Here is a 17,183-nt window from a genome sequence, read left to right on the forward strand (position 1 = left end):
TCGAATAATTATCCCGAGGATGTCGTTTGATGTTGGCCCCGTTCGACTGGATGTCGGCAATCAGGCCGAACAACAGGAGTAAGCCATGCAGTACCTACTGCTGATCTACCGGAACGAAGCGAAAATGATCAACATGTCCCCCGCGGACCGTCAGGCGCTGTCGGCGGAGTACGGCACTTACACGCAGTCCATCGTCCAGAGCGGCCATTTCAAGGCCGGCGACGGGCTTCAGCCGACCACGACGGCGACCACCGTGCGCGTGCGCGAGGGCAAGACCCTGACGACCGACGGTCCCTTCGCGGAGACTCGCGAGCAACTCGCCGGCTACTATCTGGTCGAGGCCAAGGATCTGGACACCGCCGTCGGACTGGCTGCTCGGATTCCCGAGGCCAAAGAGGGATCCATCGAAGTCAGGCCGGTCATGATCTACAAGTGATCTGTCCTGCCGACATCGCTCGGATTTTTCGCGACGAGGCGGGGCGGGTGCTTGCCACGCTGATCCGCCTCGTCGGCGATTTCGATCTCGCCGAGGACGCGCTCCAGGATGCCTTCGCGGTCGCGCTGGAGCGCTGGTCGGCGGGCGAGGTGCCCGATAATCCGCGCGCCTGGCTGGTCAATGTCGGTCGCAACAAGGCGATCGATCGCATCCGGCGGCAGGCCGTGTTCCGCGGCAAGCAGCGGGCGCTCGTGCATGAGCTCGAGTTCAACGCGCAGGCGCGCGACGAGCCGCCAGCAACGCTCGATGACGATATGCTGCGGCTGATCTTCACGTGCTGCCATCCAGCCTTCGCCATCGAGGTCCAGGTCGCGCTGACGCTGCGCACCGTCTGCGGGCTGTCCATGGCGCAGGTCGCGCGCGCCTTTCTCGTCGGCGAGGATGCGATGGCGCAGCGCCTCGTCCGCGCCAAGCAGAAGATCAGGCTCGCCGGCATTCCTTATGAAGTGCCCGAGCACGCCGCGCTTGCGCCGCGGCTCAACGGCGTGCTCGCCGTGATCTATCTCGTCTTCACCGAAGGCTATGTTGCGACCTCGGGCGCGGATTTGATGCGGCCCGATCTCGCGGTCGAAGCGATCAGGCTCGGCCGGTTGCTCGACCGGCTGATGCCGGATCGCGCCGGGATCAAAGGCCTGCTCGCCTTGATGTTACTGCACGATGCGCGCCGTGCCGGGCGCGAGACCACAGCCGGCGACGTCGTTCTGCTGGAAGAGCAGGATCGTTCGCTCTGGAATTGTGTGCAGATCGAGGAAGGTCTGCGTCTCGTGGACGACGCGCTCCGCGTGCCTGGCCGCCCGCAGCCCTATGCTGTGCAGGCCGCGATCGCCGCGCTGCATGCCCGTGCGCCGAGCTACGAGCAGACCGACTGGCCGCAGATCGCTGGCCTCTACGAAGTGCTCTTGCGCATCAATCCGTCGCCGGTGATCGAGCTTAACCACGCCGCCGCAGTCTCGATGGTCGACGGCCCGGCGCGCGCGCTCGATCTCGTCGACGCGATCACCGCGCGCGGCGGGCTTGGCGGCTACGAGCTGTTGCCTGCGGTGCGCGCGGATCTGTTGCGACGGCTTGGGCGCAAGGACGAAGCGCGCGAGGCGTATGTCGCCGCGACGGCGGCGACGCAGCTGGAGCCGTTGCGGCGGCTCTATGCGCGACGGATGCGGGAGATGGAGTAGTCGCCACGCATTCCGTCATTGCGAGGAGCGAAGCGACGAAGCAATCCAGACTCTTTCCGCGGAGGCAGTCTGGATTGCTTCGCTGCGCTCGCAATGACCGGAGTGTGTGGCTTGCGCCGTTACTTCGCCGCGACTGCCGTCGCATCCGTCGGCAGGCTTGCGAGCAACGCCTGCAATGTCGACAGCGTCGAGTGATCCGCGACACCATCGAGCCGCGCCGGGCGGAAATGGCGCTGGAAGGCGGTGACGACTTCCATCGTCGCGGCGTCGTATTTGCCGGTGAGCGGCACGCCGTAGCCGTATCGGGCGAGCGCCTGCTGCAGGCTCAGCACCTCGTCGCTGATGGTGCCGAGCATCAGGCTCTCGCCGCGCACGACCGGCGCGGGCGTCACCCAGTGTCCGACGCCGGAATTGGCCAGCGAATGCCACGGAAATTTCTCGCCGGGATCCTTCTTGCGCGCCGGCGCGACGTCGGAATGGCCGAGCACCCGGTGCGCGGCGACGTTGCGGCGAAGCATGATGCCGCGGCACAACGTGATCACGGCGGCGATCTGGCGCGACGGATATTCCGGATAGCCCCAGTCATGGCCGCGATTGATGATCTCGATGCCGATCGAGCAGGAGTTGATGTCGTCCTCGCCGGCCCAGGACGAGACGCCCGCGTGCCAGGCGCGCTTGGCCTCGGGCACGCATTGCACGATGCGGCCGTCCTCCAGCACGACGTAATGCGCCGACACTTCGGTGCCCGCCGTGCACAGCCGCGCCAGCGCGCCCTCGACGTCGGGCATGCCGGTGTAGTGCAGCAGGATCATATCCGGCTGCCGTCCCTTGTTGCGGTCGCCATGGTTCGGCGAAGGGATGATGTCGGAGACGATCGAGGAATCCGGCTCGAACGTCCGCGTGTTCGCCGCGGCCTTGGGAACCGGGAGAACGCGTTGACGTTTCGAATCAGATCCAGACGGCGTGGAAGGACCGGACGACATAGACAGCTCAAGTCGGACAGAGAGTGGGCCAAGCCCTTCTCTTTACTATTCCTTTACCCTCCGCCGCGCGCAATCGCGCGGCGCGGTTAATGGATGCATTTTGGCGCATGTGTGTGGATGGAGCATCACCGACGCGTCACCTTTTCGACTTGTAACAAGCCGATCAACGCTTTCTTAACGCTAAGGGCCGTTACTGAGGATTGAAGAGCCGACCCGCGTCCGGAGGCGGCCAAAGCGTATTTTGGCTCGAAATCCCATGGCTGCCCGACAAATTCCACTGGGAACACTGGGTTTGCGGCCCGGGATGACCGGGCTCGGTAACCATGCTGGACGAGGGTTGGGTCGTGGAACCGCCGCGACGCGGAATTATTCGAGGCGTAATGGACTCGCTCGTCCCAGATCTCGCAAGGACGCTCTGCGGGTGTGGCGCATGAGTTCGGTTCCGCACATCCCCGTTCTTGGCCGCGAGGCGGTCGATCATCTCGCGCCGCGCGCGGGCGGGATCTATGTCGACGCCACCTTCGGCGCCGGCGGCTACAGCCGCGCCATCCTCGACGTGCCGGGAACCCGGCTGATTGCGATCGATCGCGACCGCACGGCGATCGCCGGCGGGGCTGAGTTGGTCGAACGCTCCGCGGGCCGGCTGACGCTGGTCGAGGACCGCTTCTCCAATCTCGCCGAGGTCTGTGCGGCGCAGGGCGTCGATGCCGTCGACGGCGTCGTGATGGATGTCGGGGTCTCCTCGATGCAGCTCGACCAGGCCGGCCGCGGCTTCTCCTTCCGTCTCGACGGTCCGCTCGACATGCGGATGGGGCAGGCGGGGCCGACGGCGGCCGACATCGTCGCGCGCGCCTCGGAAAGCGATCTCGCCGACATCATCTATCTCTTTGGTGAGGAGCGGCAGTCGCGCCGCATCGCCCGCGCCATCGTCGCCGACCGGCAGGAGACGCCGTTCACGACAACGCGCGCGCTCGCCGATCTCGTCGGCAGGGTCGTGCGCTCGAAACCCGGCGATATTCATCCGGCGACGCGAACGTTCCAGGCCCTGCGCATCTTCGTCAACGAAGAGCTCGAGGAACTCCAGACCGCGCTCGCTGCGGCCGAGCGCGTGCTCAGGCCGGACGGCCGCCTCGTGGTGGTCTCGTTCCATTCGCTGGAAGACCGCATCGTCAAGAATTTCCTCTCCGAGCGTAGCAAGACAGGCGGCGGTTCGCGGCATCTGCCGGAAGTGGCGCAAACCGCGCCGAGCTTCCAGCTGCTGACCCGGCGGCCGGTGATCGCGGGTGAGGAGGAAGTCGCGCATAATCCGCGCGCGCGTTCCGCAAAGCTGCGCGCCGCTGAACGTACCGATGCGCCCGCGCACGACGACGGCGAGACCTCGTCCTGGCCAAAGCTCTCCGACGTGATGAGGGGCGGCTAGCGCATGCGCTTCATCCACCTCCTCGTCATCGGCGCGCTGATCTTCGCGGCGGCCTACGTCTACCGGATCAAGATGGACTCCACGGCGCGCACCGAAAAGGTGCTGCGGCTGCATGCGGAGATCCGCGAGCAGCGCGATGCGATCGCGGCGCTGCGCTCCGAATGGGCCAAGCTCGATGCGCCCTTGCGCCTGCAGGGCCTGTCCGACCGGCATCTGCCGCTCAAGCCGGTCAACGGTACGCAATATGACTCGCTGAAGAACCTGCCGGAGCGTCCGCCGCGGATGTTCAGGCCGGGCGAGCCGGATCCGATCGGGGCCATGCTCAACACCATCGAAGCCGCGAGCGATCCGGATACGGTGACGGGCTCCGTGCCTCAACCCGAGGACAAGCAATGAGCGCTGTGACCCCGGCCAAGCCAACTCAAAAGCCGCCCGAGCCCTGGCGGCAGCGGCTGATCCGCAGCCTGCTCTACGGGCGCAACGTTGACCGCGCCGCGAAGGCGCGCGCGCGCGTTGGCCTCGCGATGATCGCCTTTACCTCGGTCTACGTCCTGATCGGCGGCCGGCTCGTGATGTTCGCGATCGGTGCCGACGCCCACAGCGCGCGCCGTGCTGCCGCGCAAGAGGTGGTCGCGACCGCGCGGCCCGACATCGTCGACCGCAACGGCGCGATCCTCGCGACCGACGTCAAGGCCGCGAGCCTGTTCGGCGAGCCGCGCCGCATCATCGACAAGGACGAGGCGATCGAGCTTCTCACCGCCACCGTGCCCGACCTCGACGAGGCCGAGGTGCGCGAGCGCTTGTCGGCGCGAAAGGGTTTTGTCTGGCTCAAGCGCGAGATCACGCCGAAGCAGCAGCAGGACATCCACAAGCTCGGCATTCCCGGCATCGGCTTCCTGCGCGAGAACAAGCGCGTCTATCCGACCGGCAACGAGGTCGCCCACCTCATCGGTCTCGTCAACATCGACAACCAGGGCATCGCCGGCATGGAGAAGTGGCTCGACAATCAAGGGCTCGCCGATCTCCACCGCGCAGGCTTTGCTACCGACCGGCTGCAAAAGCCGATCGAGCTGTCGGTCGATCTGCGCGTCGAGCACGCGCTGCGCGACGAGCTCTTGAAGGCCAAGGAGAAGTACCACACCAAGGCCGCCTCCGGCATCGTCTCGAATGTCAAGACTGGCGAGATCGTGGCGATGGTCTCGCTTCCGGATTTCGATCCCAACAATCCGAAGGAAGCGCACGACCCCGACCGCATCAACCGCCTGACCACGGGCGTCTACGAGATGGGCTCGACCTTCAAGGCGTTCACGCTGGCAATGGCGCTCGATTCCGGAAAGATCAATTTGAACTCGTCGTGGGATGCACGCGGAAACCTGCACTACGGCAAGTTCACCATCCACGACAGTCATTCGCTCGGACGTTTCATCAACACCAAGGAAGTGTTCTATTACTCCTCCAACATCGGCGCTGCGCGGATCGCGCTCGGCCAGGGCGTCGAGGCGCACAAGGCGTTCCTTGCCAAGATGGGCCAGTTGACGCGGCTGCGCACCGAGCTGCCCGAGAGCGCGGCTCCGCTGGTGCCGCGCCGCTGGAGTGAGCTGAACACGGTCACCATCGCGTTCGGCCAGGGTCTGTCGGTGGCGCCGCTCCAGGCGGTGATGGGCATCAACGCGCTGATGAACGGTGGCTATTTGATTCCGCCGACCTTCATGAAGCGAAGCGAAGCTGAAGCGGCGGCGATGGCCAAGCGCGTGATCAAGCAAGAGACCAGCGACAAGATGCGGTATCTGATGCGGCTCAATGCGGAGGTCGGGTCGGCGAGACAGGCAGACGTCAAGGGCTATTATGTCGGCGGCAAGACCGGTACGTCCGAGAAAGTCATCAATGGCCGCTACGCCAAGAAGCGGGTGCTCAACTCCTTCACGGCGATCATGCCCTCCGACAATCCAAAGTATCAGATCCTGATCATGCTGGACGAGCCGCAGGCGCTGCCCGAAACGCATGGTTTCATCACCTCGGGCTGGAACGCGGTGCCGACCGGCGGCAAGGTGATCGAGCGGATCGCGCCGCTTCTGGGCATCGAGCCACGGTTTGACCTACCGCCGTCCGACCGCCTTATTCTTGCAGCATCCAGGACAACCCAGTAATCAACGGGGGTGGGCCGTCGCCGCTGCTGAGTCGGGGCTTTTCCGAAGATCCGGCTTTCCGGACGGCATGTCGACTGGAAGACCATGAAGCTGCGCGACCTCCTAGGTCAGGACGTTCCAGGCAATGATGCCGCAATCGAGCCCGCTGTCGCGGCGCTCGATGTGACCGGCGTTGCGCTCGACAGCCGTATGGTCAAGTCAGGTGATCTCTTCTTCGCGCTCGCGGGCAGCAAGACCGACGGCGCGCGCTTCGTCGATGCCGCGATTGCAGCAGGCGCGGTGGCGATCGTCGGCGACCATGCACCTGATGGCAGCAAGGTGCCGTTCGTCACGGTGGCCAATCCGCGCCGCGCGCTGGCGCTGGCCGCGGCCAAATTCTTCCCCGCACAGCCGGCGACCATCGCGGCGGTGACCGGCACCAGCGGCAAGACCTCGGTCGCCGCGTTCACGCGCCAGATCTGGGAACGGCTGGGGCATGCCTCCGCCAGCATCGGCACCATCGGTCTCGTCTCGCCCAGGCGCACCGTCTACGGTTCGCTGACGACGCCGGATCCGATCGCGCTGCACCGGCAGCTCGATGAGATCGCGCGCGAAGGCGTGACGCATCTCGCCTTCGAGGCGTCCTCGCACGGGCTCGACCAGTACCGCCTCGACGGCGTGCGTGTCTCCGCCGGCGGCTTCACCAATCTCTCGCGCGACCACATGGATTACCATCCAACCGTCGCGCATTATCTCGCAGCAAAACTCCGCCTGTTCCGCGAACTGGTCCCGGCGGATGGCGCGGCGGTGATCTCCGCCGACCATGATTGCTCGGCGGAAGCAATCAATGCTGCCAGGTCGCACGGCCTGCGCGTGATGGCGGTCGGCCGCAACGGCGACGGGGCAGGCGCGGGCATTCGTCTCGCCGCGGCCGAGGTCGAAGGTTTTTCGCAAGTCCTTGCCGTCGAACATCGCGGCAAGCGTTATGCGGTCCGGCTGCCGCTGGCCGGCGAATTCCAGATCGAGAACGCACTGGTGTCGGCCGGTCTGGCGATCGGCACCGGCAGCGATCCGGCCAACGTGTTTGCGAGCCTCGAACATCTCGAAGGCGCCAAGGGTCGGCTCGAGCGCGTCGGCGAGCGCAACGGTGCGCCGATCTTCGTCGACTACGCCCACAAGCCCGACGCGTTGGAGAAGGCGTTGCAGGCTTTGCGGCCTTACGCAAAACGCCGGCTGGTCGTCGTGTTCGGCGCGGGCGGCGATCGCGATGCCGGCAAGCGCCCGATCATGGGCGAGATCGCGGCCGAGAACGCCGACCGCGTCATCATCACCGACGACAATCCGCGCAGCGAGAAGCCGGAAGCCATTCGCGCCGAAATCCTCGCGACTGCAAAAGGTGCCCGCGAAATCGGCGACCGTGCCGCGGCGATCCGCACCGCGATCGAGGAGTTGGAAGACGGCGATGCGCTGCTCGTCGCCGGCAAGGGCCACGAGACCGGACAGATCGTCGGCGGCGAGGTGCTGCCCTTCAGTGATCACGAGGCGGTCGCCGCCGCATTAGCGTCGAGGGATGCATGAGCGCGCCAATATGGACGGTTGCCGAAGTGGCGCGTGCGCTGGGCGCTGCGGGATCATTTCCGGACACGCCGATCGACTTCGTCACCCAGGACAGCCGCCTGGTGAAGCCGGGCTGCCTGTTCGTCGCGCTCAGCGGTACGCCGAGCGGCGGCTTTATCTCGGCCTTCGCCAGCGCGCGCGACGGCTGGGAGTTCGCCGACAAGGCGGAAGCATCGGGCGCGGTCGCGATGATCGTGCCGCATGAGATCGCCGGCATCCGCATTCCCCAGATCGTCGTCAAGGACACGCTGATCGATGGTCTCTGGGGCCTCGCACGCGCCGCACGCGCCCGTTTCAACGGACCGGTGATCGGACTCACCGGCAGCGCGGGCAAGACCAGCACCAAGGAATTCCTTGCAGCCTACCCCGGCGCCTATGCCAGCCCATCGAGCTTCAACAATTTCTGGGGCGTGCCGCTGACGCTGTGCAATGCGAGGCCTGACGCCAGCCTCTGGGTCGTCGAGATGGGCATGAACCAGACCGGCGAGATCGCGCGGCTCAGCGAGCTGACGCGGCCGACCGTCGCGCTCGTCGTCAACGTTCAGCCGGTGCATCTGGAAAAGCTCGGCTCGCTCGAAGCCATCAGGCGCGAGAAGGTGTCGATCGCGCTCGGCCTGCCCGAGGATGGCGTGCTGGTGCTGCCTGCCGGGATCAAGGCGCCGGACTGGAAGGGCAAGGTCGTACGGTTCGGCGAGAAAACCGAGGTGCACGAGGTCGCGCACGCGCCGCATGGCGAGAGCTGGCAGGTCGTGGCCGCGCTCGGCAAGAAGGAGATCGCCTTCAGCCTGACGCCGGGCGCACCGCACCGCGTGCAGAATGCGCTTGCGGCGCTCGCTTCGATCCGCGCCGCGAACCTCGATGCGGCGACGCTCGCGATCAAGCTCGACCGGGTCGGCATCATGACCGGCCGCGGCGTCGAGCAGGCGATTGGCGGCGTCACCGTGATCGACGACAGTTTCAACGGCAATCCGGCCAGCGTGGCTGCTGCACTGCAAAGCCTCCAGGCGCGCAACGTGACCGGCGGCCGTCGCATTGCGGTGCTCGGCGACATGCTGGAACTGGGCGATGACGCACCAAGCTACCATACGGCCCTCGCCAAGCATCTCGACGGCATCGACGGCGTTTACTGCGTAGGTCCCTTGATGCGCCATCTCTACGAGGTGTTGCCGGCGGGCAAGGGCCTGGGCTGGCACGACGACCCCGTCACGCTGAAGCCGGGCGAGGTCGCAAATCTGCTGAGGGCAGGCGATGTCGTGGTTGTCAAGGGCAGCAAGAAGATGTTCTGGGTCAACAAGTTTGTGCCGGGCCTAGTGGCCGCCTTGCAGGCAAAGGCGTAAACTGCTTGGAAGGCGCTGTTCCCGAATCCCACCCTTTGCGGCGCGAAGCCGTCCGTTTTCCCAGAGGTCGCCCGACCCATGAAGAAGACCCGCGAATGCGCGTGAGGCAAGTCAAGGCCAACACCAAGGCCGCGTGCAAAGGCGCCATAGGACCGTCTGAATGTTTTACTGGCTGATCGAGCTCTCCAACACATTTCCCGGCTTCGGTGCCGTTCGCACCTTCCTGAACGTCTTCCGCTACATCACCTTCCGCACCGGCGGCGCCGTCGTCACCGGCGCGCTGTTCGTGTTCCTGTTCGGGCCCTGGATCATCGACCATCTGCGCATCCGTCAGGGCAAGGGCCAGCCGATCCGGACCGACGGCCCGCAATCGCATCTCGCCAAGAAAGGCACGCCCACCATGGGCGGGCTGATGATCCTGTCCGGCCTCACGGTCGGCACCGTGCTGTGGGCCAATCCGCTCAACCCCTATGTCTGGATCGTGCTGGCGGTGACGCTCGGCTTCGGCTTCGTCGGTTTCTATGACGATTACCTCAAGGTGACCAAGCAGACCACGACGGGCTTCGGCAGCAAGCTGCGCCTGCTGATCGAGGCAGCCATCGCGCTGGTCGCCTGCTATGCGCTGGTGCGGTTGAACCGCGATCCCGCGTCGACCGCGCTGACGATTCCCTTCCTCAAGGACACCGTGCTGCATTTCGGCTGGTTCTTCGTCGTGTTCGGCGCCTTCGTCATCGTCGGCGCCGGCAACGCGGTGAACCTCACCGACGGTCTCGACGGTCTTGCCATCGTTCCCGTGATGATCGCGACCGCGAGCTTTGCGATGATCGCCTATCTCGCCGGCAACGCGGTGTTCGCCGACTATCTCCAGATCAAATATGTCGCGGGAACCGGCGAACTCGCGGTGCTCTGCGGCGCGCTGCTGGGCGCCGGTCTCGGGTTCCTCTGGTTCAACGCGCCGCCGGCCTCGATCTTCATGGGCGACACCGGCTCGCTCGCGCTCGGCGGCATGCTCGGCGCAATCGCGGTCGCGGTGAAGCACGAGATCGTGCTCGCGGTGATCGGCGGCCTGTTCGTGCTGGAAGCGGTTTCCGTCATCGTGCAGGTGGTGTCGTTCAAGCTCACCGGCAAACGCATCTTCCGGATGGCGCCGATCCATCACCATTTCGAGCAGCTCGGCTGGACCGAACCGCAGATCGTGATCCGGTTCTGGATCATCTCGGTGATGCTGGCGCTCGCCGGCTTGTCGACGCTGAAGCTGCGGTGATCGATCGATGATCCCGGTCACATCCTTCGCCGGCAAGACGGTCGCGGTGTTCGGCCTCGGCGGCTCGGGGCTTGCGTCCTGTCACGCGTTGAAAGCGGGCGGCGCTGAGGTGATTGCCGCCGACGACAGTGCCGAGAACGTCGCCAAGGCCGCGCAAGCGGGTTTCGTCACCGCCGATTTGCGCAACGTCTCCTGGGCGAATTTCGCAGCCCTCGTGCTCGCGCCCGGCGTGCCGCTGACGCATCCGGTGCCGCACTGGAGCGTGCTGAAGGCGCGCGAGGCCGGCTGCGAGGTGATCGGCGATATCGAGCTGTTCTGCCGCGAGCGGCGGCGGCACGCGCCGAACGCGCCATTCGTCGCGATCACCGGCACCAACGGCAAGTCGACCACGACGGCGCTGATTGCGCATCTCACAAAGGTCGCCGGCTACGACACCCAGATGGGCGGCAATATCGGCACCGCGATCCTGTCGCTGGAGCCGCCGCGCACGGGCCGCGTCCATGTCATCGAGATGTCGTCCTACCAGATCGACCTCACGCCCTCGCTCGATCCCTCCGTCGGCATCCTGCTCAATGTCAGCGAGGACCACATCGACCGTCACGGCACCCTCGCGCATTACGCTGCGGTGAAGGAGCGTCTCGTCGCCGGCGTGCAGGCGGGTGGCACCTCGATCGTCGGCGTCGACGATGGCTTCTGCCGCGACATCGCCGACCGGCTCGACCGTGCCGGCAAGAACGTGGTGCGGATCTCCGTCAAGAACCCGCTGGCCTCCGGCATCCATGTCGAGCACGGCACCATCGTGCGCACCGCGGGCGGCGCGCGGAGCGAGGTCGCAAAGCTCGGCGGCATCGGCTCGCTGCGCGGCCAGCACAACGCGCAGAACGCGGCCTGCGCCGCCGCCGCCGCGCTCGCGATGGGCATCAGCCTCGATGTGCTGCAGAACGGCCTGCGCAGCTTTCCCGGCCTCGCGCATCGCATGGAGCAGGTCGGCCGCCGCGGCAACGTGCTGTTCGTCAACGACTCCAAGGGCACCAATGCGGATGCCACGGCGCATGCGCTGTCGTCCTTTTCGGAAATCTTCTGGATCGCCGGCGGCAAGCCCAAGGCGGGTGGCATCACTGGCCTGACCGGCTTCTTCCCACGCATCCGCAAGGCCTATCTGATCGGCGAGGCCGCGCAGGAGTTTTCGGGAACGCTGGGCACGCAGGTGGCGCACGAGATCAGCCAGACGCTGGACATCGCCGTCGAGCACGCCGCGCGCGATGCCGAAGCCTCGGGCCTCGCGGATGCAGTGGTGCTGCTGTCACCCGCCTGCGCGTCCTTCGACCAGTACCGCAATTTCGAGATCCGCGGCACCAAGTTCCGCGAGCTGGTACAGGCGCTGCCGGGTGTGAAGCCGGTGGTGTAGGGCGCGGCTACTCCTTGCTCCGCTGTCGTCGCCCGGCTTGACCGGGCGACCCAGTATCCCAGAGGCGGTGCTTGAGCCGGGAGGCCACGGCGTACTGGATGCCCCGGTCAAGCCGGGGCATGACGAGCATGTGAGGTCGGCGCTCGCTCCTATCTCCAAACATCCGCGTTTCCTTAACCCCCCGGTAACCAACCTCGGCGACCAATGGACCGACCTCTGTCCGAAAGCGGCCGCCCATGCTCTCCCGTGAAGAACGCACCCCCTTTTCCGAGTGGTGGTGGACCGTCGACAAGCCGCTGATGGGCGCCATCCTGGCGCTGATGCTCACCGGCGTGATCCTGTCGCTGGCGGCGAGCCCGCCGGTCGCGACCCGCATCGGGCTCGATCCGTTCCACTTCTTCAGCCGGCACGTGATGTTCCTGGCGCCGTCCTGCCTGGTGCTGCTCGGGGTGTCCTTCCTGACGCCGCGCGCGATCCGCCGCTCGGCCCTGATCATCTTCGCGGCCAGCATCATCCTGATCGTGCTGACGCTCGCGATCGGCCCCGAAGTGAAGGGATCGCGGCGCTGGATCACGCTGCTCGGCGTCAACATCCAGGCCTCCGAAGTTGCAAAGCCGTCGTTCGTCGTCATCGCCGCCTGGCTGTTCGCGGAATCGACCAGGCGGCCGGAGATGCCGGCGACCTCGATGGCGCTGGTGCTGCTCTTGATGCTGGTCTCGCTGCTGGTGATGGAGCCCGATTTCGGTCAGACCATGCTGATCCTGATGGTGTGGGGCTCGCTGTTCTTCATCGCGGGCATGCGCATGATCTGGGTGTTCGGCCTGGCGGGCGCCGCCGCTGCCGGTCTGTTCAGCGCTTATCTGTTCGTCCCGCACGTCGCCGGCCGCATCAAGCGTTTCATGAATCCGGCTTCCGGCGACACCTTCCAGGTCGATACCGCCATGGAAGCTTTCTACAACGGCGGATGGTTCGGGCTCGGGCCGGGCGAGGGCATCGCCAAGCGCAGCCTGCCGGACAGTCATACCGACTTCGTGTTCGCGGTTGCCGCCGAGGAATTCGGCATCATCCTGTGCCTCGCGATGCTGGCGCTGTTCGCTTTCGTCGTGATCCGCACGCTGTCGCGCGCCTACGCCAATGAGGACATGTTCTCGCGCTTTGCGGCGTCCGGCCTTGCGATCCTGTTCGGCGTGCAGGCCGCGATCAACATGTCGGTCAACCTCCAGCTCATCCCCGCCAAGGGCATGACGCTGCCCTTCATCTCCTATGGTGGCTCCTCGATCGTGTCGCTGGCCTATGGTGTCGGCATGATGCTGGCGCTGACGCGGCTGCGCCCGCGGACTGAAGTTGAGGCGAGCGGCCACGCCGAGGCGATGCGCAGTTACGCGTGACCCTCTCGTGTCCCGGACAAGCGTAGCGAAGCGGAGCGCAGAGCCGGGACCCAGAATGCCGCACCCATGGGCCCCGGTTCAGCAGCGCACCACGCCGCGAAGTGCGGCGCGCTGCGCTGCGCCCGGGGCACGAGCACGGCTCGCAATAGGCGCTTTTTCCCTGTAAATACCGCTACCATGGACACTTCCCCCCTGATTCTTCTCGCCGCGGGCGGCACTGGCGGCCATTTGTTTCCGGCCGAGGCGCTCGGTGTCGAGCTGATCCGGCGCGGCTTTCGCGTCCGCCTCGTCACAGACGAGCGGGCCCTGCGCTATAGCGGGCTGTTCAGCAAGGACATGATCGACGTCGTCTCGAGCGAGACCGCGCGTGGCCGCAATCCATTGCAGCTCGCCTATGCCGGCCTCACGCTCGCCGCAGGCACGCTGTCCGCCTACGGCCTGATCAGGCGATTGAAGCCCGTCGCCGTCGTCGGCTTCGGCGGCTATCCGACGCTGCCGCCGCTGGTCGCCGCGAAATTTGCGGGCGTGCCTAGCATCATCCACGACGCCAATGCGGTGCTCGGCCGCGCCAACCGGTTCCTGTCGAGCCGCGTCCGCGCCATCGCGACGTCCTTGCCCGGCGTGCTCGACCGCGATCCGGCGCTGGCAGGCAAGACCACAACCGTGGGCACGCCGATGCGTCCGGCGATCCTCGCCGCAGCCGCCGTGCCCTATGTCGCGCCTGAAGCGAACGGACCGCTGCGCCTGCTCGTCGTCGGCGGCAGCCAGGGCGCGCGCATCATGGCCGACATCGTCCCGGGTGCGATCGAGCGCCTTGAGCCTGCGCTGTGGAGCCGGCTCGTCCTCACCCAGCAGGTGCGCGACGAGGACATGGCGCGCGTGCGCGCGGTCTACGACAAGCTCAAGATCAATGCCGGGCTCGCGCCGTTCTTCACCGATCTGCCGGCGCGGCTCGCCTCCAACCATCTGGTGGTGTCGCGCTCCGGCGCCGGCACGGTCGCCGAACTCGCCGCGATCGGACGGCCCTCGATCCTGGTGCCGCTGCCCGGCTCGATCGACCAGGACCAGTTCGCCAATGCCGGCGTGCTGGCCAAGGTCGACGGCGCGATCCGTATCCCGCAGACCGAGTTCACCTCCGACCGGCTCGCCGCCGAGATCTCCGCCTTCGCCGCCGAGCCCGCGCGTCTTGCCTCCATGGCCGCAGCCGCGAAGGGGGCGGGGCGGCTCGATGCGGCCGAACGGTTGGCCGATCTGGTGGTCAAAGTCGCGGGAATCTGACGCGAAAAAGCCCTTGTCTTGGCCTTCCAAAGCGGGGCATCCAGTAACAACGGCGCGGCTGATTTGGCCGTGACCTTCGCCAGATGCCGCCTTTCCGGCGGCAAGGTCAGGGAACAGAGCATGAGACTGCCGCGCGAGATCGGACCCATCCACTTCGTCGGGATCGGCGGGATCGGCATGAGCGGCATCGCCGAGGTGCTGGTCAATCTCGGCTATGTCGTGCAGGGCTCGGACGCCTCCGACAATTACAATCTCGACCGTCTGCGCAAGGCAGGTGCAAAGGTCTCGGTCGGCCACAAGGCCGAGAATGTCGACGGCGCTGCGGTCGTCGTCGTCTCCACCGCGATCAAGCGCGACAATCCGGAACTGATGGCGGCGCGCGAACGCCGCATTCCCGTGGTGCGCCGCGCCGAGATGCTGGCCGAGCTGATGCGGCTGAAGAGCTGCGTCGCCATCGCCGGCACCCATGGCAAGACCACCACGACCACGATGGTCGCAACGCTGCTCGATGCCGGCGGCCTCGATCCCACCGTGATCAATGGCGGCATCATCAATGCCTATGGCTCGAATGCGCGCCTCGGTGCCGGCGACTGGATGGTGGTCGAAGCGGACGAGAGCGATGGCACGTTCCTGAAGCTGCCGACCGATGTCGCGATCGTCACCAATGTCGACCCTGAGCATCTCGATCACTTCAAGACCTTCGAGGCGGTGCAGGACGCGTTCCGGCATTTCGTCGAGAACCTGCCGTTCTACGGCTTCGCGGTGATGTGCATCGACCATCCCGTCGTGCAGAGCCTCGTCGGCAAGATCGAGGATCGCCGCATCATCACCTATGGCGAGAATCCGCAGGCCGATGTGCGGCTCGTCGATCTCACCCCGATGGGCGGTGGCTCCAAGTTCAAGGTCGCGTTTCGTGATCGCAAGACCGGCGCCGTGCACGAGATCGCCGATCTCATGTTGCCGATGCCGGGACGCCACAACGCCTCGAACGCGACGGCCGCGATTGCGGTCGCGCGCGAACTCGGCGTGTCGGACGAGGCGATTCGCAAGGCGATCGCAGGCTTCGGCGGCGTCAAGCGCCGCTTCACCAAGACCGGCGAGTGGAACGGCGTCACGGTGATCGACGATTACGGTCATCACCCCGTCGAGATCGCGGCAGTGCTGAAGGCGGCGCGGGAATCCACCAACGGCAAGATCGTCGCCGTGGTGCAGCCGCATCGCTACACCCGCCTGCAATCGCTTTTCGAGGAATTCTGCACCTGCTTCAACGATGCGGATGCGGTTGTTGTCGCCGATGTCTATGCCGCCGGCGAGGCGCCGATCGACGGCATCGACCGCGATCATTTCGTAGCCGGCCTGCGCGCCCATGGCCACCGCGAGGTGATCCCGCTGCCGGCAGCGCCGGAGCTTGCAGGTATCGTCAAGGGCCTGGCGAAGTCGGGCGATCTCGTCGTGTGTCTTGGTGCCGGCAACATCACGCAATGGGCGTATGCGCTGCCGGACCAGTTGAAGGCGCTCGGATGAGAGTACTCTGGCTGCAGCTAAGAGATGTTCCCGGTGGCTTCGGTATCACCGCTCGGGATTGGCAAGATGCGATGTATCTTCTAGCCGAAGCAAGGCAGGTTCTGAAGGGACGACCGATAGAAGAGCCGATGATCGAGAGCTGGACGGACGTGCGAAGCATTGATGAACTTGATCAAGACCATGTTGTTCCAAACATGGGCACGATGCTTCATCGTGGTGTCTGGTTTCCAAACCTTCCGTACGTCCAATGAGCTTTCCCGACATCACACCCGAGCTCAAAGCCGCAATGCCGCAACTTCGCGGACGACTGCTCGCCAACCAGTCGCTCGCCGAGCTCACCTGGTTTCGCGTCGGTGGTCCCGCGCAGGTGCTGTTCACGCCGGCGGATGAGGACGATCTCGCTTACTTCCTCGCGCATCTTGCGTCCGACATTCCCGTCTATGTCGTCGGCGTCGGCTCCAACCTGATCGTGCGCGACGGTGGCATTGCGGGCGTGGTGATTCGGCTGGCGCCGCGCGCCTTTGGCGAGGCGAGCGCGAGCGGCGATGTCGTCACCGCTGGAACTGCCGCGCTCGACAAGCGCGTGGCGGAAGTGGCGGCCTCCGCCAATATCGGCGGGCTCGAATTCTATTTCGGTATTCCCGGCACCATCGGCGGTGCGTTGCGCATGAATGCGGGCGCCAATGGCGGCGAGACCAAGGACGTGTTGATCGAGGCGACCGGCGTTGCAAGGGACGGCAGCAAGCACGTGTTCTCGAACGCCGACATGAAGTTCGTCTACCGCAACAGCGGCGTCGACCCCTCCATCATCTTCACCTCCGCGCGCTTTCGCGGCGAGATCAGGGATACTGATGCGATCCGCGCGCGCATGGCGGAGGTGCAGAACCACCGCGAGACCGCGCAGCCGATCCGCGAAAAGACCGGCGGCTCGACCTTCAAGAACCCGCCCGGCCATTCCGCCTGGGAGCTGGTCGACGCCGCCGGCTGCCGCGGCCTGCGCGTCGGCGGCGCGCAGGTCTCGGAGATGCACTGCAATTTCCTGATCAACACGGGCGATGCCACCGCGCACGACATCGAGACGCTGGGCGAGACCGTGCGCGAACGGGTGAAGGCAAACTCCGGAATTGGGCTACATTGGGAAATCAAGCGGATTGGAATTCCCGGCTAACC

Annotated in this window: 15 protein-coding genes; 14 read left to right on the forward strand and 1 reads right to left on the reverse strand. The window is 65.9% G+C overall.

Annotated features, from left to right (window positions below):
• The first annotated feature begins 85 nt into the window (after positions 1-85).
• Positions 86-436, forward strand: a complete 351-nt coding sequence (locus AB7290_RS09770; protein WP_063981533.1) for a YciI family protein — start codon at positions 86-88, stop codon at positions 434-436.
• Positions 433-1,668 (forward strand): RNA polymerase sigma factor, encoded by a 1,236-nt coding sequence (locus AB7290_RS09775; protein WP_135214110.1) that lies wholly within the window; start codon positions 433-435, stop codon positions 1,666-1,668. The genes AB7290_RS09770 and AB7290_RS09775 overlap by 4 nt, the downstream gene beginning before the upstream one ends.
• 119 nt (positions 1,669-1,787) lie before the next feature.
• Here the strand turns inward: AB7290_RS09775 and AB7290_RS09780 are convergent, their stop codons facing one another.
• Complete coding sequence (locus tag AB7290_RS09780) at positions 1,788-2,651, reverse strand: N-acetylmuramoyl-L-alanine amidase (RefSeq protein ID WP_193560871.1); 864 nt, start codon at positions 2,649-2,651, stop codon at positions 1,788-1,790.
• Between the two features lie 430 nt (positions 2,652-3,081).
• Between AB7290_RS09780 and rsmH the strand changes: the two genes are divergently transcribed.
• From rsmH to murB, 12 genes are all read left to right on the forward strand, one after another.
• The gene (rsmH, locus tag AB7290_RS09785) at positions 3,082-4,071 is read left to right on the forward strand and encodes a 16S rRNA (cytosine(1402)-N(4))-methyltransferase RsmH (RefSeq protein WP_085399272.1); all 990 of its coding nucleotides are present in this window, start codon (positions 3,082-3,084) and stop codon (positions 4,069-4,071) included.
• Between the two features lie 3 nt (positions 4,072-4,074).
• Positions 4,075-4,467, forward strand: a complete 393-nt coding sequence (gene ftsL, locus AB7290_RS09790; RefSeq protein ID WP_014492951.1) for a cell division protein FtsL — start codon at positions 4,075-4,077, stop codon at positions 4,465-4,467.
• The gene (locus AB7290_RS09795; protein WP_071910386.1) at positions 4,464-6,218 is read left to right on the forward strand and encodes a peptidoglycan D,D-transpeptidase FtsI family protein; all 1,755 of its coding nucleotides are present in this window, start codon (positions 4,464-4,466) and stop codon (positions 6,216-6,218) included. The genes ftsL and AB7290_RS09795 overlap by 4 nt, the downstream gene beginning before the upstream one ends.
• A gap of 84 nt (positions 6,219-6,302) precedes the next feature.
• On the forward strand, positions 6,303-7,775 hold the full coding sequence (locus tag AB7290_RS09800) for a UDP-N-acetylmuramoyl-L-alanyl-D-glutamate--2,6-diaminopimelate ligase (protein WP_085399273.1): 1,473 nt from the start codon (positions 6,303-6,305) through the stop codon (positions 7,773-7,775).
• Positions 7,772-9,151, forward strand: a complete 1,380-nt coding sequence (locus tag AB7290_RS09805; RefSeq protein WP_085399274.1) for a UDP-N-acetylmuramoyl-tripeptide--D-alanyl-D-alanine ligase — start codon at positions 7,772-7,774, stop codon at positions 9,149-9,151. The genes AB7290_RS09800 and AB7290_RS09805 overlap by 4 nt, the downstream gene beginning before the upstream one ends.
• Before the next feature lie 160 nt (positions 9,152-9,311).
• Entirely contained in the window at positions 9,312-10,415 is a 1,104-nt protein-coding gene (mraY, locus tag AB7290_RS09810; RefSeq protein WP_014492955.1) for a phospho-N-acetylmuramoyl-pentapeptide-transferase, read from the forward strand.
• A gap of 7 nt (positions 10,416-10,422) precedes the next feature.
• The gene (murD, locus tag AB7290_RS09815) at positions 10,423-11,823 is read left to right on the forward strand and encodes a UDP-N-acetylmuramoyl-L-alanine--D-glutamate ligase (protein ID WP_085399275.1); all 1,401 of its coding nucleotides are present in this window, start codon (positions 10,423-10,425) and stop codon (positions 11,821-11,823) included.
• Positions 11,824-12,059: 236 nt separating this feature from the next.
• On the forward strand, positions 12,060-13,211 hold the full coding sequence (ftsW, locus tag AB7290_RS09820) for a putative lipid II flippase FtsW (RefSeq protein ID WP_063981538.1): 1,152 nt from the start codon (positions 12,060-12,062) through the stop codon (positions 13,209-13,211).
• 177 nt (positions 13,212-13,388) lie between these two features.
• Entirely contained in the window at positions 13,389-14,489 is a 1,101-nt protein-coding gene (murG, locus tag AB7290_RS09825) for an undecaprenyldiphospho-muramoylpentapeptide beta-N-acetylglucosaminyltransferase (RefSeq protein ID WP_085399277.1), read from the forward strand.
• A gap of 120 nt (positions 14,490-14,609) precedes the next feature.
• Entirely contained in the window at positions 14,610-16,013 is a 1,404-nt protein-coding gene (murC, locus tag AB7290_RS09830) for a UDP-N-acetylmuramate--L-alanine ligase (protein ID WP_085399289.1), read from the forward strand.
• Positions 16,010-16,264, forward strand: coding sequence for a hypothetical protein (locus tag AB7290_RS09835; protein ID WP_135214113.1), 255 nt, complete (start codon positions 16,010-16,012; stop codon positions 16,262-16,264). The genes murC and AB7290_RS09835 overlap by 4 nt, the downstream gene beginning before the upstream one ends.
• Positions 16,261-17,181: a UDP-N-acetylmuramate dehydrogenase gene (gene murB / locus AB7290_RS09840; RefSeq protein WP_085399278.1), complete on the forward strand. Its 921-nt coding sequence runs from the start codon at positions 16,261-16,263 to the stop codon at positions 17,179-17,181. The genes AB7290_RS09835 and murB overlap by 4 nt, the downstream gene beginning before the upstream one ends.
• Positions 17,182-17,183 lie beyond the last annotated feature (2 nt).

Origin of the sequence: Bradyrhizobium sp. 613_E4_N2_2 (genome assembly GCF_052075995.1) — a bacterium.
Classification (GTDB): Bacteria; Pseudomonadota; Alphaproteobacteria; order Rhizobiales; family Xanthobacteraceae; genus Bradyrhizobium; species Bradyrhizobium barranii.

Coding starts and splice junctions, on each gene's coding strand:
- AB7290_RS09770 (WP_063981533.1), top strand. CDS start 86: ATGCAGTACCTACTGCTGATCTACCGGAACGAAGCGAAAATGATCAAC.
- AB7290_RS09795 (WP_071910386.1), top strand. CDS start 4,464: ATGAGCGCTGTGACCCCGGCCAAGCCAACTCAAAAGCCGCCCGAGCCC.
- ftsL (WP_014492951.1), top strand. CDS start 4,075: ATGCGCTTCATCCACCTCCTCGTCATCGGCGCGCTGATCTTCGCGGCG.
- AB7290_RS09835 (WP_135214113.1), top strand. CDS start 16,010: ATGAGAGTACTCTGGCTGCAGCTAAGAGATGTTCCCGGTGGCTTCGGT.
- AB7290_RS09800 (WP_085399273.1), top strand. CDS start 6,303: ATGAAGCTGCGCGACCTCCTAGGTCAGGACGTTCCAGGCAATGATGCC.
- murD (WP_085399275.1), top strand. CDS start 10,423: ATGATCCCGGTCACATCCTTCGCCGGCAAGACGGTCGCGGTGTTCGGC.
- murB (WP_085399278.1), top strand. CDS start 16,261: ATGAGCTTTCCCGACATCACACCCGAGCTCAAAGCCGCAATGCCGCAA.
- mraY (WP_014492955.1), top strand. CDS start 9,312: ATGTTTTACTGGCTGATCGAGCTCTCCAACACATTTCCCGGCTTCGGT.
- ftsW (WP_063981538.1), top strand. CDS start 12,060: ATGCTCTCCCGTGAAGAACGCACCCCCTTTTCCGAGTGGTGGTGGACC.
- murG (WP_085399277.1), top strand. CDS start 13,389: ATGGACACTTCCCCCCTGATTCTTCTCGCCGCGGGCGGCACTGGCGGC.
- rsmH (WP_085399272.1), top strand. CDS start 3,082: ATGAGTTCGGTTCCGCACATCCCCGTTCTTGGCCGCGAGGCGGTCGAT.
- murC (WP_085399289.1), top strand. CDS start 14,610: ATGAGACTGCCGCGCGAGATCGGACCCATCCACTTCGTCGGGATCGGC.
- AB7290_RS09805 (WP_085399274.1), top strand. CDS start 7,772: ATGAGCGCGCCAATATGGACGGTTGCCGAAGTGGCGCGTGCGCTGGGC.
- AB7290_RS09780 (WP_193560871.1), bottom strand. CDS start 2,651: ATGTCGTCCGGTCCTTCCACGCCGTCTGGATCTGATTCGAAACGTCAA.